The sequence below is a fragment of the Paenibacillus sp. GL_099_B genome (assembly GCF_057835695.1).
Genome location: NZ_CM174430.1, coordinates 997,411 through 1,015,114, shown reverse-complemented (window position 1 = coordinate 1,015,114; position 17,704 = coordinate 997,411). Strand labels below are relative to the sequence as shown.

At 47.3% G+C, this 17,704-nt stretch carries 15 protein-coding genes; 4 read left to right on the top strand and 11 right to left on the bottom strand.

All coding sequences use genetic code 11. The features are described 5' to 3' along the window. Positions 1-64 precede the first annotated feature (64 nt). The 3 genes from AC3ITG_RS04715 to AC3ITG_RS04705 all read right to left on the bottom strand — a co-directional run bounded on the left by AC3ITG_RS04715 (position 65) and on the right by AC3ITG_RS04705 (position 4,152). Entirely contained in the window at positions 65-1,819 is a 1,755-nt protein-coding gene (locus AC3ITG_RS04715; RefSeq protein ID WP_489252963.1) for a methyl-accepting chemotaxis protein, read from the bottom strand. Between the two features lie 179 nt (positions 1,820-1,998). Next, complete coding sequence (locus AC3ITG_RS04710; RefSeq protein WP_489252962.1) at positions 1,999-3,339, bottom strand: amino acid permease; 1,341 nt, start codon at positions 3,337-3,339, stop codon at positions 1,999-2,001. A gap of 357 nt (positions 3,340-3,696) precedes the next feature. After that, positions 3,697-4,152 carry a GNAT family N-acetyltransferase gene (locus tag AC3ITG_RS04705; protein WP_090952748.1) on the bottom strand — a complete coding sequence of 152 codons (456 nt, stop codon included), beginning with the start codon at positions 4,150-4,152 and terminating at the stop codon, positions 3,697-3,699. A gap of 254 nt (positions 4,153-4,406) precedes the next feature. Here AC3ITG_RS04705 and AC3ITG_RS04700 point away from each other — a divergent pair, with 254 nt between their 5' ends. After that, positions 4,407-4,982, top strand: a complete 576-nt coding sequence (locus AC3ITG_RS04700; protein WP_489252961.1) for a GNAT family N-acetyltransferase — start codon at positions 4,407-4,409, stop codon at positions 4,980-4,982. Positions 4,983-4,984: 2 nt separating this feature from the next. Then, positions 4,985-5,326, top strand: coding sequence for a DUF1801 domain-containing protein (locus AC3ITG_RS04695; protein WP_413379443.1), 342 nt, complete (start codon positions 4,985-4,987; stop codon positions 5,324-5,326). A 451-nt stretch (positions 5,327-5,777) separates the two neighbouring features. On the opposite strand, the gene AC3ITG_RS04690 is transcribed toward AC3ITG_RS04695, so the two are convergent. The 4 genes from AC3ITG_RS04690 to AC3ITG_RS04675 all read right to left on the bottom strand — a co-directional run bounded on the left by AC3ITG_RS04690 (position 5,778) and on the right by AC3ITG_RS04675 (position 11,528). Next, positions 5,778-7,082 (bottom strand): DUF1963 domain-containing protein, encoded by a 1,305-nt coding sequence (locus AC3ITG_RS04690; protein WP_489252960.1) that lies wholly within the window; start codon positions 7,080-7,082, stop codon positions 5,778-5,780. A gap of 78 nt (positions 7,083-7,160) precedes the next feature. Beyond that, complete coding sequence (locus AC3ITG_RS04685; RefSeq protein ID WP_489254411.1) at positions 7,161-8,339, bottom strand: alanyl-tRNA editing protein; 1,179 nt, start codon at positions 8,337-8,339, stop codon at positions 7,161-7,163. Positions 8,340-8,619: 280 nt separating this feature from the next. Continuing rightward, positions 8,620-10,389 carry a dihydroxyacetone kinase subunit DhaK gene (gene dhaK, locus AC3ITG_RS04680; RefSeq protein ID WP_489252959.1) on the bottom strand — a complete coding sequence of 590 codons (1,770 nt, stop codon included), beginning with the start codon at positions 10,387-10,389 and terminating at the stop codon, positions 8,620-8,622. Further along, positions 10,389-11,528 (bottom strand): glycerol dehydrogenase, encoded by a 1,140-nt coding sequence (locus tag AC3ITG_RS04675; protein WP_489252958.1) that lies wholly within the window; start codon positions 11,526-11,528, stop codon positions 10,389-10,391. Before AC3ITG_RS04675 ends, dhaK begins: the two co-directional genes overlap by 1 nt. A 367-nt stretch (positions 11,529-11,895) precedes the next feature. Here AC3ITG_RS04675 and AC3ITG_RS04670 point away from each other — a divergent pair, with 367 nt between their 5' ends. Next, positions 11,896-12,927: a PocR ligand-binding domain-containing protein gene (locus AC3ITG_RS04670; RefSeq protein ID WP_489252957.1), complete on the top strand. Its 1,032-nt coding sequence runs from the start codon at positions 11,896-11,898 to the stop codon at positions 12,925-12,927. 140 nt (positions 12,928-13,067) lie between these two features. Then, complete coding sequence (locus AC3ITG_RS04665; protein WP_489252956.1) at positions 13,068-14,057, top strand: aldo/keto reductase family protein; 990 nt, start codon at positions 13,068-13,070, stop codon at positions 14,055-14,057. Between the two features lie 37 nt (positions 14,058-14,094). On the opposite strand, the gene AC3ITG_RS04660 is transcribed toward AC3ITG_RS04665, so the two are convergent. From AC3ITG_RS04660 to AC3ITG_RS04645, 4 genes are all read right to left on the bottom strand, one after another. Then, positions 14,095-14,982: a LysR substrate-binding domain-containing protein gene (locus AC3ITG_RS04660; protein WP_489252955.1), complete on the bottom strand. Its 888-nt coding sequence runs from the start codon at positions 14,980-14,982 to the stop codon at positions 14,095-14,097. Between the two features lie 32 nt (positions 14,983-15,014). Then, the gene (locus AC3ITG_RS04655) at positions 15,015-15,485 is read right to left on the bottom strand and encodes an SMI1/KNR4 family protein (RefSeq protein ID WP_076290404.1); all 471 of its coding nucleotides are present in this window, start codon (positions 15,483-15,485) and stop codon (positions 15,015-15,017) included. A 199-nt stretch (positions 15,486-15,684) separates the two neighbouring features. After that, a complete protein-coding gene (locus AC3ITG_RS04650) occupies positions 15,685-16,785 on the bottom strand; it encodes a threonine aldolase family protein (RefSeq protein ID WP_489252954.1) in 1,101 nt (366 codons plus the stop codon). Positions 16,786-16,791: 6 nt separating this feature from the next. Then, on the bottom strand, positions 16,792-17,667 hold the full coding sequence (locus AC3ITG_RS04645; protein ID WP_489252953.1) for a LysR family transcriptional regulator: 876 nt from the start codon (positions 17,665-17,667) through the stop codon (positions 16,792-16,794). Between the last annotated feature and the right edge of the window lie 37 nt (positions 17,668-17,704).

Genomic DNA, 17,704 nt, shown 5'->3' with positions numbered 1-17,704 from the left:
AAAAAAACACTCAGGTGCTTGCACCAGAGTGTTCCATATTCGATATGGGTTCAGCTTGCTTCCCCTATACCTTTACTTTTCTTACGGCTTCGCTCAACTCAATCGTTTGCTGCCGCAGCAGGGTGGACGTTTGTGCCACCTTTTGGAACATGCTCGACTGTTCCCCTGTCAAACGATAAATTTCATCCGAATGATCTGAAACGCCAGATGAAATTTGCGAGATGGTGTTGACCGATGCTGCCGCTTCCTCGGAACCTGCCGATATCTCCTCCGCTGCTGCGGATACCTCCTGGATACGATGTGTCACCACACGAAACGTATCAACCATATGCGTGAAGGCAAGCTCAGCTTCTGCTGTGCTGGTCACCCCCTGGCCGATCTCTTGCGAGGTAACATCCATCTGTGATCCGATGTGCTGGGACTCCTTCTGAATGCCGAGTAACAAATCAGATATCGTCTGCACAGATGTGCTTGAAGCCTCCGCCAACTTCCGTACTTCATCAGCTACAACGGCAAATCCCTTCCCATGCTCTCCTGCATGAGCGGCTTCAATTGAAGCATTCAGCGCCAGCAGCTTGGTCTGACTCGCAAAATCCCGCACTGTATGAAGCGCACCGCCGATTTGCTGCGAGAAGTTGTTAAGCACTTGGACCATGGCTACAACTTCAGCAGATACAGCCGAAATGCTCTCCATCTGTTTCTTCATTTGCGTCATGCTCTGCTTACCCGATTGTGCCGTAGCAAGCGCAGTTGTTGCAGCGTCGGACACGGCTGTAGATGACTCTGAAATATCAGTAATCCCTTTAGCGATTTCTTCCATCGCATTGGCGCTGTCGCTAGCACCTTGCTTCTGGGTGTGTGTTCCCTGTCTGATCTGCTGCACGGACTGGTCAACGCTCTTATTCATCTCAAGCATGTCTTCTGCATCACGATTGAATTGCTCCGTTGATTCCGCGAGAATATCGGTGGTTACCGAGACACCCGCGACCATGTCGCCGATCATTTTATTTAAGTCCCCGGACATATGGATCATCGCCTTGAATGTGCTGCCAATCTCATCCTCACTCTGCAGCCGATAGGCTGTCAGGATCCGGTTGGCCTCCGCCAGCTCACCTTGCGCCATTTGTTCGACACTTGCCTTCAACGGTTTCAGCGGTCGCAGGCCTCTTACGATGAACCACAATACAACCGCGATGCCTGCAACCGTGATGAACAACAACAGGGCATACAACGGAATGCTGGATTTCATAATATCTGACTCAATACTTCCAATGACCGACACAGCTGTATCGATTCCTATTACACCCGTTAAGGCCCCATTACTGTCCAAAATCGGAGCGTATGAGGAAATATATTCGCCATACTCCTCATTATTAATGATGGGAGAACTGGCTGTTTTCCCTTGCAGGAGCTTTTGGACTGCATCACCTGGGATATCCGTCACTTCATTGATCGGTGATGCTTTATCTGCATCTTTCATGCCATCCACCATAATGAGAGGCGTGCCTGTATCGTCTATTTTTACAAAATACACATACATCGCACCGATGCTCATACGAAAATCATCCAGCTCATCACGAATCTTCAAGAACACGTCATTTTCCTTGGGATCTTTGGCAAATTCCACATACGGTCCTGTATCCAGCTGTTTCACATAACTCTCGGCAATTTGAATATTGTAACTCGATATGGCCTCCTGCGCGGCTAGCTTCATATTCGCCAGCTGAAGCAACATGCTTCCCGCAGATATAATCATAATGACCAATGTAACAATGGCAACAATGCGAACAACCAAACGTTTCTTGAAAAACCCGACCATCCAATCCTCTTCCTCTCACGCCTGTATGTAAGCCTTTTCGACTACGCCCTACCCAAAAATAACATGCTTGAAGCACTATGTAATGTGAAAATAGTATATGAAGTTGTCGAATTAGGCAAGAAAATATTGGATGAGGAAGCGATAAAAAAACACCTCGGCACGAACGCCGAGATGTCGTTTTAAACCGCCTTTCTGAATCGAATCAGGGACCAGATAATCAGTACAGCAAGTACTATCAGACAGATACTGATGCTAAAACGATTGCTCTGATCAAATACAAACATGACTGCAATGACACCGAGACAGAGCACAGCAGCTCCAGTTACGTAAGGGAATCCCCAGACCTTAAATGTCGGCTGTACCGGATATCTCTTGCGCAGCTTCATCTGTGATGTGGCGATACAAATCCACACGAGCATCACGACAAACCCCGGAACCGCCAACAGCACGCGGAAGAGCTGATCTTGTGCGAATAGCCCCAGCATGGAGCCCCCAAGCAGAATCACAGCACATACCAGCAGTGTATTTACCGGACTGCCGTTACGATTCGTTTGTGATAATGCCTTGGGAGCTTCACCACCTACCGCCATGGAATGCATCATACGGGATGCGCCGTAAATGCCGGAATTTGCAGCAGACAGAACGGCGGTCACCAAAATAAAGTTCATAATATGTGCGGCCCCCGGAAGTCCTGTAGAAGCCAGCACCTGTACAAACGGACTGCTCTCGGGCCCCAACTCATTCCACGGAATGAGCCCACAGATGATGAGAATCGGCAGCGTGAAAAATAAAATGATTCTCAGCATGAAGTTCCCCACAATTTTGGGCATCACCTTGTCCGCATTTTCTGTCTCCGTTAAGGTTAAGCCAATAAGCTCAGATCCTCCATACGAGAACATGACGACCAATAGTGCCGAAAAGATCGATGACCATCCGTTAGGGAAGAAACCGCCTGCTTGCGTGTAATTTTGCAGATAAGGCGTGTTGTCACTTGGAATGATCCCGAAGATCAGACCAGCCCCGAGGATAATAAAAATAATAATCATGGCGATTTTAATGCCAGCCAGCCAAAATTCAAATTCCCCAAATACGCCTACACTCAGCAGATTAATCAGTATAATAAACACCGCACATACCAGGCTCAGCATCCACAGCGGCACTTCCGAGAACCAGTACTGCAAAAAGCTCCCTGCTGCAATCACCTCAATTACACATACCGACAACCAGAGGAAACAATACATCCATCCCATGATAAAGGAGACTCTGCTGCCGAACGCTTCCTGCACAAAGTCTTTCATATTTTTGTTCTTGTACACCGTAGCCATTTCCGCCATCGCAGCCATGACAACCAGTAACAATAAGCCTGCAAAAATGTACGTTACAATGACGCCTGGACCTGCAAGTCCAATCGTTTCGGCGCTTCCTTTGAAAATTCCGGTTCCAATGACACCGCCCATAGCCATAAAGCTAATATGCCTTGGTTTAAGTTTCTTCTGCAATGTTCCTTCTGTCTGAGCCAATTCAAGTCCTCCTGATGTAAAAAACGTCTGTAATCTTCTGTTATGTTTTCTGAAACATAACTTCCAGTATACCCTATTGTTCATGGATCAGCCCAGCGGATCCGTATGGCCAATTCATCCCAAACGAATGCTGACATGACCTATGTTTTATACCCCACAATGATACAAAGCAATCTGTATGCAACTCAATCCGTTCATTTGAATACATTCTACTCTTCTTACGATCTCCAATATGTATGATTTGTTGCAGTCCAGCACTTCTCAAAACAATCATTACATGCAAAAAAACCAGTAGTCTGCATGCAACAGAATGCTGGTTTCCTGTGTTTCTGCTATGTTTACTGCCTATCGTGTAATTTATAATTCCTTCGTCATAAAAGCGCTGTTCGGGTCCAAACTATAATCTGCGAATGGCTCACAGTATACAAACCCAAAGTCCTCATACAGCTTCCGCGCCGGAATAAAAGAATCCATCGAACCTGTCTCCAAACTGATCCGTTTGTAACCCCGATCCTTGGCAACCTCAATAATATGGGCAAGAATTTGTCTTGCTACGCCTTTTCTCAGGTGGGCTGATGCTGTACGCATCGATTTCAATTCTGCATGCTCCGAATTCAATTCCTTCATGGCGCCGCAGCCAAGCAGCTCCTCCGCTTCCCATGCACACCAGAATGTTATCTCAGGTTTCTTTAACCCATCCAGATCCAGGGCGTGAATGCTTTCCGGCGGCGAATCTGCTGCCATGCCCTGCAGATGTTCTGCAATTAATCCAATGACTTGATGACCGCTCAAATCGTCTACTTTGATCTCCATATCTACCACTCCTGCCGACAATTTTGTTGTGTGTCGTATCACTGAATACATGTCTATTGTTTATATAGTACTACCATGACAGGTTTCCTGACAATAACTTAAAAACACGAATGAAATATCTATTGTGATACCCTTAAATTTCCATTATAGTGAGGCTATCTGATTACAAAGGAGCGAAGAATATTGCGTAGAAGCCATATAGCTAATTGTCGTACTGAGGTGAAGCGAACTTAATTTGTGAAAAGGAGACCATTATGACACTATCGACTGATAATCTGTTTTATAGCAAACGCTTGAAAATGACTCCGCCCCGTGCTGAAGACGTGCAGACCATGCTGCAATGGAATGAAGATCCCGAATATTTGCGAAATGTGGATACGGATATCGCCATTCCTTATTCGGAAAAACAGCTTGAAGATGAAGGCGAGACGAAGGACAAGGAAGTTTACTTTCGGCTTCGAATGCTTGAGGATGAACAACTGATCGGATTCGTTGTCATTCACGGCATTGAATGGAACAACCGTTGCGGACAACTTGCCATTGGCATTGGACTTGCAGAACATCGCAACAAGGGCTACGGCACGGAAGCGTTGAATCTTATTTTGCGGTACGCCTTCCATGAATTGAATTTGGACCGGGTCGGTCTGGATGTCATCGCCTATAATGCCAAGGGTATCCGTGCCTATGAGAAGGTCGGCTTTCAGTTGGAGGGTCGTGCTAGGTCAGCCGTGTATCGTGATGGGAAACGCTATGATCGCTTATTGATGGGAATTCTAAGACCGGAATGGGAAGTACACAATCAGATCAATGTGGAGGGTGGACAAGCATGAATATGAATGTGGAAGTCACTGAATTTATCGAACAGATCCCGGTTCCCTGGCAAGCCCAGGTTGCAAGTAAACTGCGGGAGTTGGTACATGAGTCCATCCCTGAAGTAGAGGAACGTGTGCAATACAAGAAACCTCATTTCCTGAAAAACGGTAAATATGCAGCAGTTATCTCCCCTTCCAAGCCGGCAGTATCCTTCACGATCTTCAATGCAACCGGACTTGAGCTGCCAGATGGGATATTCGAAGGCCCAGCGGAACGTAAAACAATCAAAATCAAGGAAAAAGATACGCCGGACTATGAGTGGCTGGCTGCACTTCTGACACAGGCATCGGTAGAACTCTAAGCGTTAAAGAAAAAGGTCAATAGTAAGACTATTTTGAAGTTTCATTTCTCCATTTGGCCGAGTCGCTTGGCCAAGATGCTAACGAACCTGTTACACCTTAAACGGCGGATCCTCAAGGCATGCATATTTTAACGAATCTCAGTGACGTTATTTCGGTGTAACAACGGGGTCAAAGCCTTATATTCGACCCTATCGATGAAATAACGTCTCTGTAATTCGTTACATCTCAGATCGGTGCAAATGGGAGCAAATAACGTGTGCCAGGTTCGTTAGACCAAAATAATGTGAACAAGGGGCGTCCCGTGTCATCCTCATGACTATGGGACTGCCTCTAGTCATACAAAGGGGCCTCCCGTAATGTCGAAGACATGTGGGATAGCCCCTTTTGGGTATGTAGCTGTCATTACAATTTAAATCGCATCTATGCAATAACAGATTATTACTTCCCTCATCAGGATTGTTGATAAGATACCGCAGTCATCTGACACGGCTCGCAAATGAACATGTAATACATGCCATCCCCGTATTCCTCAACCTCGCCCCAGTCCATCTGTCCAACGACCCTCATCCTTGAAGCGCAGCATGGACAATTCGGATAATCTGCGTCCTGAACCCATCCGGGATGGCCCCCAATCTGGGATGTAGAAGGCTCCATCGCCCACTCACTGCCATGGAACGGGTGACGTGGTGCAGTCGCAATCCGAAACTGCCGGCATGAATCCGGTGCAAGCTGTACGTAGTCGTCCGGGTCAAGATCATCCGCTCCCATCGGCATCACATTATGCGCACTCCAGCACGGTTCCCCTGCTGAATCCAACTCCATATAAACGACGCCATAACAGCTGCATATAACGCAAGTCTGTATTTGAAGTCGCTCACTGTTCCAAGCAACGTCCTGCAGTGCTGGATGCCGTACATCCAGATCAATTAAGGTCGTTAACTGACTGCCACACCACTCACAGTTATCGGCACTGGTCAACAGAATGGAGATTGGATCGCCAATTGACGTGTCACCAGCCCCTTCATTTTCTTTTACTTTATAGAGTGAATAACTTGGGGTGATGAATAAATCCCTGTGTTGACCTTCATTCGTTAACTCCCAACCGGCTTCGGTTGTATAGTGCTCTGGTGCGACATGCAGCTGATCTGCCCAGCGAGGTGGAGACTGCCTCCATTGCTGGAACTGACGTACGACCACTTCATCTCCAATATAGGCGAGCATGAGCAAGAGATTATTCCGATTCTCATCATCGATGTTCACCCGCTGCAAGAGTTGATTACGTACTTCGGCAGAGGCACTCTTATACAAAATGCCAGGGTAGTAGATTTCGCGCTCCAATAGCTCAGGAATCTGTGCACACAACGAGGTACCATGATAACAAACCAGATATACCAAAATATCTTTACCTGTATCGTCATCCCCTGTGCGAATCAGCTTCATCGCATAATCGATCATGAGGGCTTGCTGCTCCGTAGACAAGGACAGATATACCTGTTCTTTGGATTGCTCATATGCCACATAACGGATTAGTGGATCATGAACCTGACGTGTATGCATGATTTTCAAAATCTCCACAGGGTCCGTTATTCCCTCATACAAGTCCACGTCGCGCCGATTGGCTTCAATATATCTTTGATGCGCCTCGCGTTCCATCTCCTGCTTGCAAGGCATGCAGTACCCACCTGTTCTGGCAGCCGTTGCTGGCAAAATGGTATTCGGGCACCCCTCTCGTTTGCACGGAATGCGTTCTGTCATCTATGGGTACCTCCTTTGCTATTGATCACGCTTCACGATCCATCGAGTCCGATCCATATCGATCAGCGGGATGATAGTTTAGTGATGTCCCAGTTGGTCCTTCGTAAATTCATAAAATGCGATCGCATCTTCGCTATTGGCAAAACCCGCCTGAGCCATCTTGTCGCTGCCGCCACCTTTGCCCTGGTAGGCTCCGAGATTGCCCTTGAAGAAAGGTCCACAAGCCCACTCCGGCGGCTGCCCGTTCTGTGCCAATACAACTTTGGCCTCCGAGATGCTCGCAAAGAGTACAAGCCCCTCATGTTCTGATGTCAGCTTGGTCGCCAGACTCTGCATATCCTTGAGTGATTTGTCTTCAAAGATTTGGGCAATGACAAGCCCTTCCCGTGCAGATAAAAGCTCCTGCGCATAATAAGCGTCATTGGAAGTTTTCACAGCGTTCAGCTCTGCTTGCAGCTGCTTTTGTTCTGCTTCCATTTTGCCGATCCGATCCGCAAGCTCTTCCCGGCTGGTCTTTAATTTGGCTGTAATTCCAGTCAGCACGCTTTGCGCGGCGTTGAACTCATTCAGTGCTCGGTACCCGCATTTAAAATAAATCCGGGTGCCGCCCTTCACTTTCTCGGTTTTCAACAGTTTAATAATCCCGATCTCTCCTGTGGCTGACACATGTGTTCCACCACAAGCATTATATTCCACGCCCTCGATCTCCACGATGCGAATATCTTCAGTGACGGAAGGCTGCTTCACCAGCGGTAGACGGGCCGCTTCTTCCGCTGTGACCCAGGAACTGCTGATTCTGGCATTCCGGTAAATCTGCTGATTGACCTCCATTTCAATTGCAGCCAGTTGGTTCGCTCCCAGTTCGGCTGCGGCCACATCAATCGTGATATAATCTGTCCCCAGATGAAAACTGAGCGTCATCGCATCTGCCAGCTTCAGCGTAATAGCCGACAGCAAATGCTGCCCGCTATGCTGCTGCATATGATCGAATCTGCGCTGCCAATCGATGTGGCTATCCACGTCATTCTGCTCCGGCGCACGCTCCAGCTTGTGCAGCACCTCACCATCTTCACTAATCACATCCAACACGTCAATGCCGCCGATCTGCCCCAGATCACAAGGCTGTCCACCCCCATGCGGATAAAAAGCCGTCTCCGCCAGCGTGACATATATACCGTCTTCCTTGTCCACTCTGCCTGTAATTTGTGTATGCCACTCCTGTGTGTACGCGGAGTCATAATAGATTTTTTGCGTCATCGAATCATCCGATCCCTTCTCGTTCAAATGGCTATCCATACTCTCCAGATTACACTATCTGGAACCGCCAAGCCAAATTCCCGCCTCACATCACCGCTTTTCATATCAAAAAGACCGCTCTGTAAGCCAAGCTACAGAGCGGTCTCCTTACTTATATCCACTATCCACGTTTAATGAAACGTTGGAAATAGAAGACAATCAAAAAAATCCGGGGATAACAGCGATCGAAAGTATGGTCTGCAATCGGAGTGGCCAAGTGTAATCTCGTTGCACTCCATGTTTATTTCATTGACTCGGATAGCTCTGTGAAAATAACACCCAGCGCATACGCTCCAGCATCCGGGTAGCCCAGACTGCGATCGCCAACAGCACCTGCGCGGCCCATACGTGCCACGATGTCTTCTGTTTTCTTCGCACCTTCTACTGCAGCTTCGGCACCTTTGGCAAACGCCGTTTTGAAGTCATCTCCAGACTTCGCACTTTGCGTCCATGAGTCTGCACAAGGGACAAGTGCGTCAATTAATGTCTTGTCACCTACAACGGCACCACGTCCGAAGGAACGTTCGCCTGTAGATTGAATCCCTTGTACTGCCGCCTGTATCATGTCAGCGAACTCTGCAACGTTCATTGACTGCTTGTCACCAACGGCTTTGCCTGCTGCCCGGAATGCCGAACCCCAGATTGGGCCGGATGCACCGCCGCAGTATTCCATAATGACAAGAGAGCATGCATCGAGGAATGAACCGATATTCTTTTTCTCTTCGTTCAAGATATGGTTCCATTCGCGTTTGAGCTGTCTGAAGCCCTTCGCTATGCTCATGCCAAAGTCGCCGTCACCCGCATGGGAATCCAGTTCACAGAACGGCACTTCGTTCTTGATGATGATCTCACTCATCTTATCGATCAGGTAGACGATATTATCCAGGGAGAATTGATTGTTGTTGATTACCGCAGACGTGGCAGGTGTCTCCACTTCATAGGATACAGGCGCATCTTCAATCACGATGGCTTCCAACGCTTCCGAATATGCCACTTGCGCTACTGGAGGACCAGACACTTTGAAAGCAGGTGTATCACTTTCCTTAAACAACAACGTTTTTAGTTCATCGTCCAGTTTCAGGATGGTTACCGATGCGCCTGCCATATCGATGCTCGTCATGTAATTGCCAACAAACGTAGTGGCTACACCCAGTCCTGAACGCTGTGCCAGCTCACGCTGAACCGAGTTGTTGAGCAGATAGAGCTCCTGTAAAGGTGTAGCACCAAATCCATTTACAAGCACAGCAATCTCAGCCGATGCATCGTTGTCCAGCTTCATGTCTGAAAGCAGTGATTCAACCATGCGTCCTGCAAGCTCATCCGCAGATACCAATTTCTCGCGGCGTATGCCTGGCTCACCATGAATTCCTACACCGAATTCCATCTCATCTTCAGCGATTTCAAATGTCGGTGTTCCTTTGGCAGGTACGGTACAGGAAGTAAATCCAAATCCGATGCTGTGAACGTTCTGGGCTGCTTTCTCAGCAACAGTTTTCACCTCTGCCAGACTGCGGCCTTCTTCGGCTGCGGCTCCAGCGATTTTATGCACCAGTACAGTTCCGGCAACGCCGCGGCGTCCTACCGTATACAGACTGTCTTGAACAGCAATGTCATCCTCAACCCGTACATATTGCACGTCAATGCCATCTTCCTCGGCAAGATGCGCCGCGTTCTTGAAGTTCATCATGTCGCCGCTGTAGTTCTTGATGATTAGCAGCGTACCCTTATTGCTGGCTGTGGCCTTGATCGCCTGATACACCTGAATCTGGGAAGGCGATGCGAATACATCTCCACAGACCGCAGCATCCAGCATGCCTTTACCGACATAACCAGCATGAGCAGGTTCATGACCACTACCGCCGCCACTGATGAGGCTGACTTTATCAGCATTAATCTTCCTCCGCTTAATGACCTTATATTTTTTCAAAAATTCAAGCTCCGGGTGCGCGAGCGCAATGCCGTTGCACATTTCCATGACAACATTTTCAGCCTGATTGATGATTTTCTTCATTATTTCGCCTCCCGGCGAGCCTTGTACTCCGCACCAATCCGGTCAGCGGTAGCAATCGCACCAGCAACCTCAGTTACGGTGATCGGGAAAGGCATCGCGTGGATCGACTCTTCCGGAATACAAGCAATTTCAGCCACTTTCAACAATTCTTCCTGGCTAATGGTATCTACACCGATGTCAGCCAGACATACAGGCAGTCCCACTGCGAGACAGAAGTCCATGACTTCATGCAACTCTTCGGTTGGTGCATTTTCAAGGACGAGTTGTGCAATCGTACCGAAGGCTACCTTTTCCCCGTGGAAGAAGTGATGTGTGCCTTCCAGAATGGTAAATCCGTTATGGATTGCATGGGCTCCAGCCAGACCACCACTTTCGAATCCAAGACCGGACAACAGAATATTCGTTTCTACGATATTCTCCAGCGCTTGAGTGACCATGTTGCTGTCACTTGCCACTTTCGCTTTTACACCGTCACTGAGCAGCATTTCGTAGCACAACTTCGCCAGCGCGAGAGCTGCATTCGTACCTACCGCAGATGGTGTGTATCCTTCACGGGAACCCATCGGTAAACTTGCATTCACACGAGAGTACGACTTCGCTGTAGCTCTTGCTTCGAAGTACGTAGACAACGCGTCACCCATACCCGATACGAGGAAACGTGTTGGTGCGTTTGCAATAACCGTTGTATCCACGAGAACAACACTTGGGCTTTGTTTGAAATAAGCATAATCATCAAAAGCACCTTCAGGCGTATACAACACAGCCGAATGACTTGTTGGAGCATCCGTTGCTGCGATGGTTGGACAGATGATCAGCGCTTCACCTTCTGCCACACATTTGGCTGCATCAATCGCTTTACCGCCACCAAGACCGATCGTACAAGTGCATCCTTTTTCTTTCGCAATTTCCTGAAGACGAGCGACTTCCTCACGGGAGCATTCTCCTCTAAAACCGCTTTCAACAAACGTAATATCGAATTTTTGTGCCGTTGCATCAAGCTTCGCTTTTACACGCTGTACATCATCGGGATGTGCGATCAGCAATGCAGATTCACCAAAGGATTTCACAAAGTAACCGAGGTTCAACAATTCGTCTTCGCCTTGCACATATTTCGTTGGACTAATAAATGCTTTTCTCATAATGATATATGCCTCCTATGAATGATATAAGTTAAGTTCGTTTACTGCATAAATCACCTGCATACCTTCAACTAAGCTACCTGATGTAATTCTTGGATGAACTTAAACATGAAATTTTAAATACTCATAATTAACCTAAATATATACCATGCATGTGAGGTTTACAGTGGACTTTGATAACAAATTATTATAATTTTCAATCGTAATTTTTTGCTTTTCAACGGAAGCATGGTATCTTATTGTCATGTGATGGTTTATTTTTGACCTCCCATAACTATTTACCCGTCATTAACTCATCTTAATATGTACAACTTGCTAACTTTTAACGAACGAAATCATTCATCAGGTTAGCTATGGAGGATCACCCATGATTAAAAAATATCTGCATATCAATAAAATCCTTGACCTTAATAAATGGAAGCGTCTACAGGATTCCCTTGCCACTGTGACCAAGCTGGCTATTCTAACCGTTGATTATAAAGGCATTCCCGTAACCAGCCATAGCAGCTGTCAGGCCTTTTGCCAAAATGTTCGCAAAGATCCCGAACTGCTCCCCTACTGCCAGAAATGTGATTCTCGCGGTGGTCTGGAAGCCGTTCGATTGAATGAGCCTTATGTCTACCTGTGTCATTTCAATATCGTGGATATCGCGATTCCAATCACGATCGATGGGAAATATATCGGTGCCGTAATGGCAGGACAAGTGAAGCTCGCTGACCCGGAGAAAGGTACGGAACTGGAACAGATCGTCACGTCCAAGAACGTGCCTATGCATGCTGCGAAGCTAAAGGAATTACAGGACGATTATGACCAGCTGCCTGTCATGACCTATGAAGAGGTTGTGAAAATTTCCAACATGCTTTCTTTACTTTGTAACTACATCGTGGAGGAAGCACTGAACAAAAATTTGCTGGTGGAAATGTTCGAGAAAGCTTCGGGTCATCAGGAGTCTCTGAATCTGTCCACTATTCTGCCTGGATACTCCATCCGTAATATTGAGTCGATCAAAAAAGAAATGACCAATGCGATTGCGGATGCCTATCTTAAAAACAGCCCAAGTGATACAGAGAGTTCCAGCCCGGTGCTCCAACCTGCTTTTGAATATATTCACAGTCACAAGAGTGAGCAAGTCTCACTTAAACAAATGGCCGATCTGTGCCACCTGAGTCCAAGTTATTTCAGCAGGCTGTTTGCCAAGGAAACGGGTGAGAACTTCACGACTTATATTGCACGACTCAAAATCAAATGGGCCAAGCAATTGCTGGAAGTTACGGACATGCCCGTGTCGCAGATCAGTGATGAACTGGGATTCAATGAATCGGGTTATTTTATCAAAATATTCAAAAAATTCGAGGAGATTACGCCTGCCCTCTATCGCAAATACATGCAGGAACAATGAGCAAGCCTAACTATAGTTTTTGTTACCAGAGGAAGACCTAGTGATATCTTTTTCATATCAAAGATGGGGTTAAAAGATATTTCACCTATTAATCTGCCATTGCTACAATGGAGTCCAGATTACTTAGGGAGGCGTCACGAATGGAATATCGCAAATTGGGAAACAGCGGTCTAACCGTCAGTGAGATTTCACTGGGCAACTGGATTACACATGGAGCACAAGTGGATGATGGAACCGCAAAAGCCTGTGTCCGGGCTGCTTTGGAGGCAGGCATCACGACATTTGATACGGCAGACGTCTATTCCAACACCAAGGCAGAAACTGTGTTAGGACATGCTCTAAAGGAGATCCGAAGAGAAAGTATTGAACTGTGCACCAAAGTCTGTCATCCAACCGGCTCAGGTCGCAACGACAGAGGACTTTCCCGCAAACATATTATGGAGGCCTGCAACGCTTCGTTGCAAAGATTGCAAACCGATTACATCGATGTCTATTATGCTCACCGTTATGATCCAAACACGCCGCTGGAGGAAACATTCCTTGCGTTTGCCGATCTGGTTCGTCAGGGCAAGGTTCACTATATTGGAGTTAGCGAATGGACTGCGGCTCAGATTGAAGAAGGTTCCGCATTAGCTAAGGAGCTTCGCGTGCCTTTTATTGCGAGCCAGCCACAGTATTCCATGTTATGGCGGGTTATTGAGCAGGAAGTTGTACCAGCAAGTACACAAGCAGGTCTTGGCCACATTACATGGTCTCCCCTGGCTCAGGGCATACTATCTGGTAAATATATTCCGCACGAAGCGCTGCCAGCCGGATCACGTGCAGCTGCCGAGGCTGGAGCACCCTTTTTCAACAATCTTGCTGGTCGGTGGTTACGTGACGACGTTCTGACTGCTGTTCAGCAGATTATTCCACTCGCGAAAGACATCGGGCTGACGCTCCCTCAACTTGCCGTCGCCTGGGTTCTCCAGCATCCGTATGTGTCATCCGTCATTATTGGGGCATCCCGTCCAGAGCAAGTCCTTGAGAATGTGAAAGCCTCTGGTGTTCAACTGGATCGGGAAATCCTGTCCCGCATTGATGAAATACTGAGTGAGTGGATTGAGAGAGATCCTGCCAAGACGGGTTAACCGCCATTTTGGGACAACTTTCGGAACACGAGAATTCTCATTCCCCATCAACGCATTCATCTACAATATTCATAAAACGGGAAATCACTTCCTGATTCATGTCCGTCCGCCATGCCGTGTATAACGGTACGGAGGGCGGACTTTCTATTAGTGGTAGAAATACCACACCCCTCCGCTCGAACACATCTACTGAAGAAGGAACGATGGATATCCCCATGCCCGCTGCAACGAGATTCACAATCGTGTACATCTGAATGGCTTCCTGTGTAATACGAGGATCTACACCCTGCTCCCTGCAATAATCCAGGATAAGACGATGGAACGGAGAGCCCAGATGCCGTGGAAAAAAAATAAAATCTTCGTCTGCCAGCTCTGTTATGGACACCTGAGTCTGTGCAGCTAAAGGGTGATGGTCTGGCAGCACTGCGAGTAATGTTTCCGTCTGACAGACCCGGAACGACAAATCTCCGTTGTGATCCTGATACCGCAAAAATCCAATATGGATCTGTCCATCTCCCAGTGCCTGCAATTGTTCGGACGAGGTCATCTCACGCAACGTAAGTTCAATCTGCGGGTACGTCGCACGGAATTTTCTCAACACATTGACCATAATACTCCCCGAAGCCGAATCCACAAAAGCAACCGTTAAATGTCCAATGATGCCCTGATCAGCCTTCTGCGTAAGCTGGATGGATCGCTCAAGTTGGGCCATGATCAGCCTCGCCTGTTCCAGAAATACAGCACCGGCTGCCGTGAGACGAACCATTTTTTTCGTGCGTTCCAATAACTTCACGCCGAGCTCTTCCTCCAGATTCTGAATCTGCTGGCTCAGCGGCGGCTGCGTCATATTTAATTTCTCAGCCGCACGGTGGAAGTGAAGCTCCTCCGCCACGGTGATAAAGTATCGTAATTTTCGAATATCCATATGCCTGGTGTACTTCCCTTCTGTCTGACCTCTTACTTCATCTGTTCCTGAACCCAAACGGCTGATTCAGCCAGCATCGTCATTAATTCATTAAAGTCCACGGCTATCTCACGAAGAGGTAGTTCTCCCGCATCGTGGATTAACATCAGAACCTTGCCAGAATTTTGATCCAGTATAGCAATGCTTCCTTCGCCAAACCCACCAATTGGAAATGGTTGCAGCTCAGCGGGCAACTCGTATTCCTTCTCATATTCACGGTATACTTCCAGGAACTCGGGATATGCCCAATTCAATTCTTTCACCGAATACAAGGCAGGATCGCCGAAGTTGCATGCACCAAATTCAAGCAAGAGCTCACGATACACTGCGGGCAATTTCACGTTATACTTTTGCTCAAAATCCTCAATGCTCTGTTGCGTTTCAGGAGTACACCCTTCTCCCATGGTTGTATTGTAAGCTTCAACCAAAAGATCACGAATGGGTTCCAAACCTATCGACTCCACTTAACTCCTCCTCTATAAATGAAAATCAATGAAATTGTGGTCCACGAATATGTTCACTATTAACGACGCGATGATACCAGAAGCTGCATTATTGCTGTTATTGCTGCATTAAAGTACCTTTCGTCAGCTATCCTTCTTTTCCTGCAACAAAAATACCCTATCCAGCAAGTGGATAAGGCAGAATAACCATAGCTTTATTTTAGTTCACATGTTTCCGTAGTTCTCCATCCAGCCATTGTAGCGCTGAATGCAGCTTGTCCTTGGGTACATTCTGATATCGATCCCCCGTTGACAATTCAAAGGCACAACTATGAGCACTGGTCTGCTGCAAGTATGAAGTAATCCCCAACCCGAATTGCTGAGTCATGGATGCCAGAATACGCTCCACCTCGGCTTGAGCCAAGGGAAAATGTACGTGAAACATATTGGAGACGGGTACTTCTGGCAATGTACGTATACCGTGACACGCATTTAACAAGGAAGCAAGTTCCTTCGCCTGCTCATAATAAAGCCCCATTTTGCCAAACCGTTCATTGAAATAATATTGAGAACTAAGAATATATGGATATAGGCCGATCAGATCGCCGCCGTGCCGACGTTTCCATATTTTCGATTCTTGCATAACATCCGTATCTCCTGCCAATATAGCCCCAGCAATTCCTCCAATGCCTTTGTAAAAAGACACGTAGACACTATCGAACAGACTGCAAATCTCGGCGGGAGTCTTCTGATAATAAGGCGTGATTTCGAACAAACGTGCCCCGTCCAGATGAAGCTTGATTCCACGTTCACGGCAATAGGCCGAGATTGCCTCCAACTCTTCATAGGCAGGCAATTGTCCACCAATCTCGCGTTGGGGCAGTTCAAGCAGCAGGCAGGAAATCTCTTCATTCATCCCCTCCACATCTTCCAATCGAATCAATCGGTCCTTATCCGCCAGCAAAATGGATTCAATGTGATGTAGTTCCTTCAGTCCGTCCTCTTCATGAATTTCCAGATGAGATAAAGGATGATAAGCTACCCGCTTGATGCCTTTGCGGTCACACCAGATACGTAGCGCAATTTGCTGCGCCATCGTACCACTGGGGAAAAATACAGCGGATTCCTTGCCCAGAACGTCAGCCATCTGCTGCTGGAATTGATCAATGATTTTACCAGTGCCATAATGATCACTATACTGTTCCCCATCCACCTGCTCCAGCACTTCCTGAAGCACTTTGACTTTACGACTTCCGTGACCGCCTATAATAAATTCTGCCTGATTAAAAGCTCCCGCCAATGTTAACTCTGTATTCTTCAAGGTTATTTACTCCTTTATTATCCTGGTTTTTTGGTTCGTTATCATCTGCACCAGTGCACCCAGCGCTCCGTATTGATGCTCACTCCGGGAATGCACAAATCCTACTTCCAACCTGCGATACGGATCAGGCAAAAATAACACTGTAACCTCGCCTCTTTGTTCTGCTTTCGTAACCGAGGATCGTGGGAGCAATGACACACCTATTCCCGCAGATACGCCATTCATAATGGTGTCCAGTGTTCCGTATTCCGTAACGTTGAGGGTGTGCACGCCTTGATCTTTCAAAAAGGCTTCTGCCTGCTCGCGATGGGTACAGCCTACTTCAAAAAACAACATCGGTTTGCACAATAGAGCATGCATTTCATGGGTTCCGGGTTCAGCAATCAGTACCAACTCTTCGTCGTACACTTTCATATAGTTCAGCTCAGGGTGGTCGATCGGGCCATATACCAAAGCTCCATGCAGCTCATGTTGAATGACCTTCTGATTGAGTTCATGTGTACCCCCTGTAATTAACGAATGTTGCACCTTGGGGTAACATAAACGGTATTCAGCGAGCAGCGGCGTCAGATAACTGGAGGCTGCGGTCTCAATCGCGCCAAGACGGAGTATCCCAGCAGGTGGATTCCCGACCTGCGTTGCCTGCTCCGCTTCATATAATAAATGTAATATTTTATCCGCATATCCCAGCAAATTCTCACCCGCTGGTGTGAGCGTCATGCCCCGGTTGGAGCGATGAAACAGCGGTACTTGCAGCTGATCTTCCAACTGTTTAATTCGTGTTGTTACATTGGATTGCACATAATTCAGCGCTAATGCTGCTTTGCTGATACTGCCTTCGCGGGCAACCGCCTGAAATATTTTTAAATCTCCTGCATCCATGCCCTGATCACCTGCTTGTTATCTATTATCTGAATTG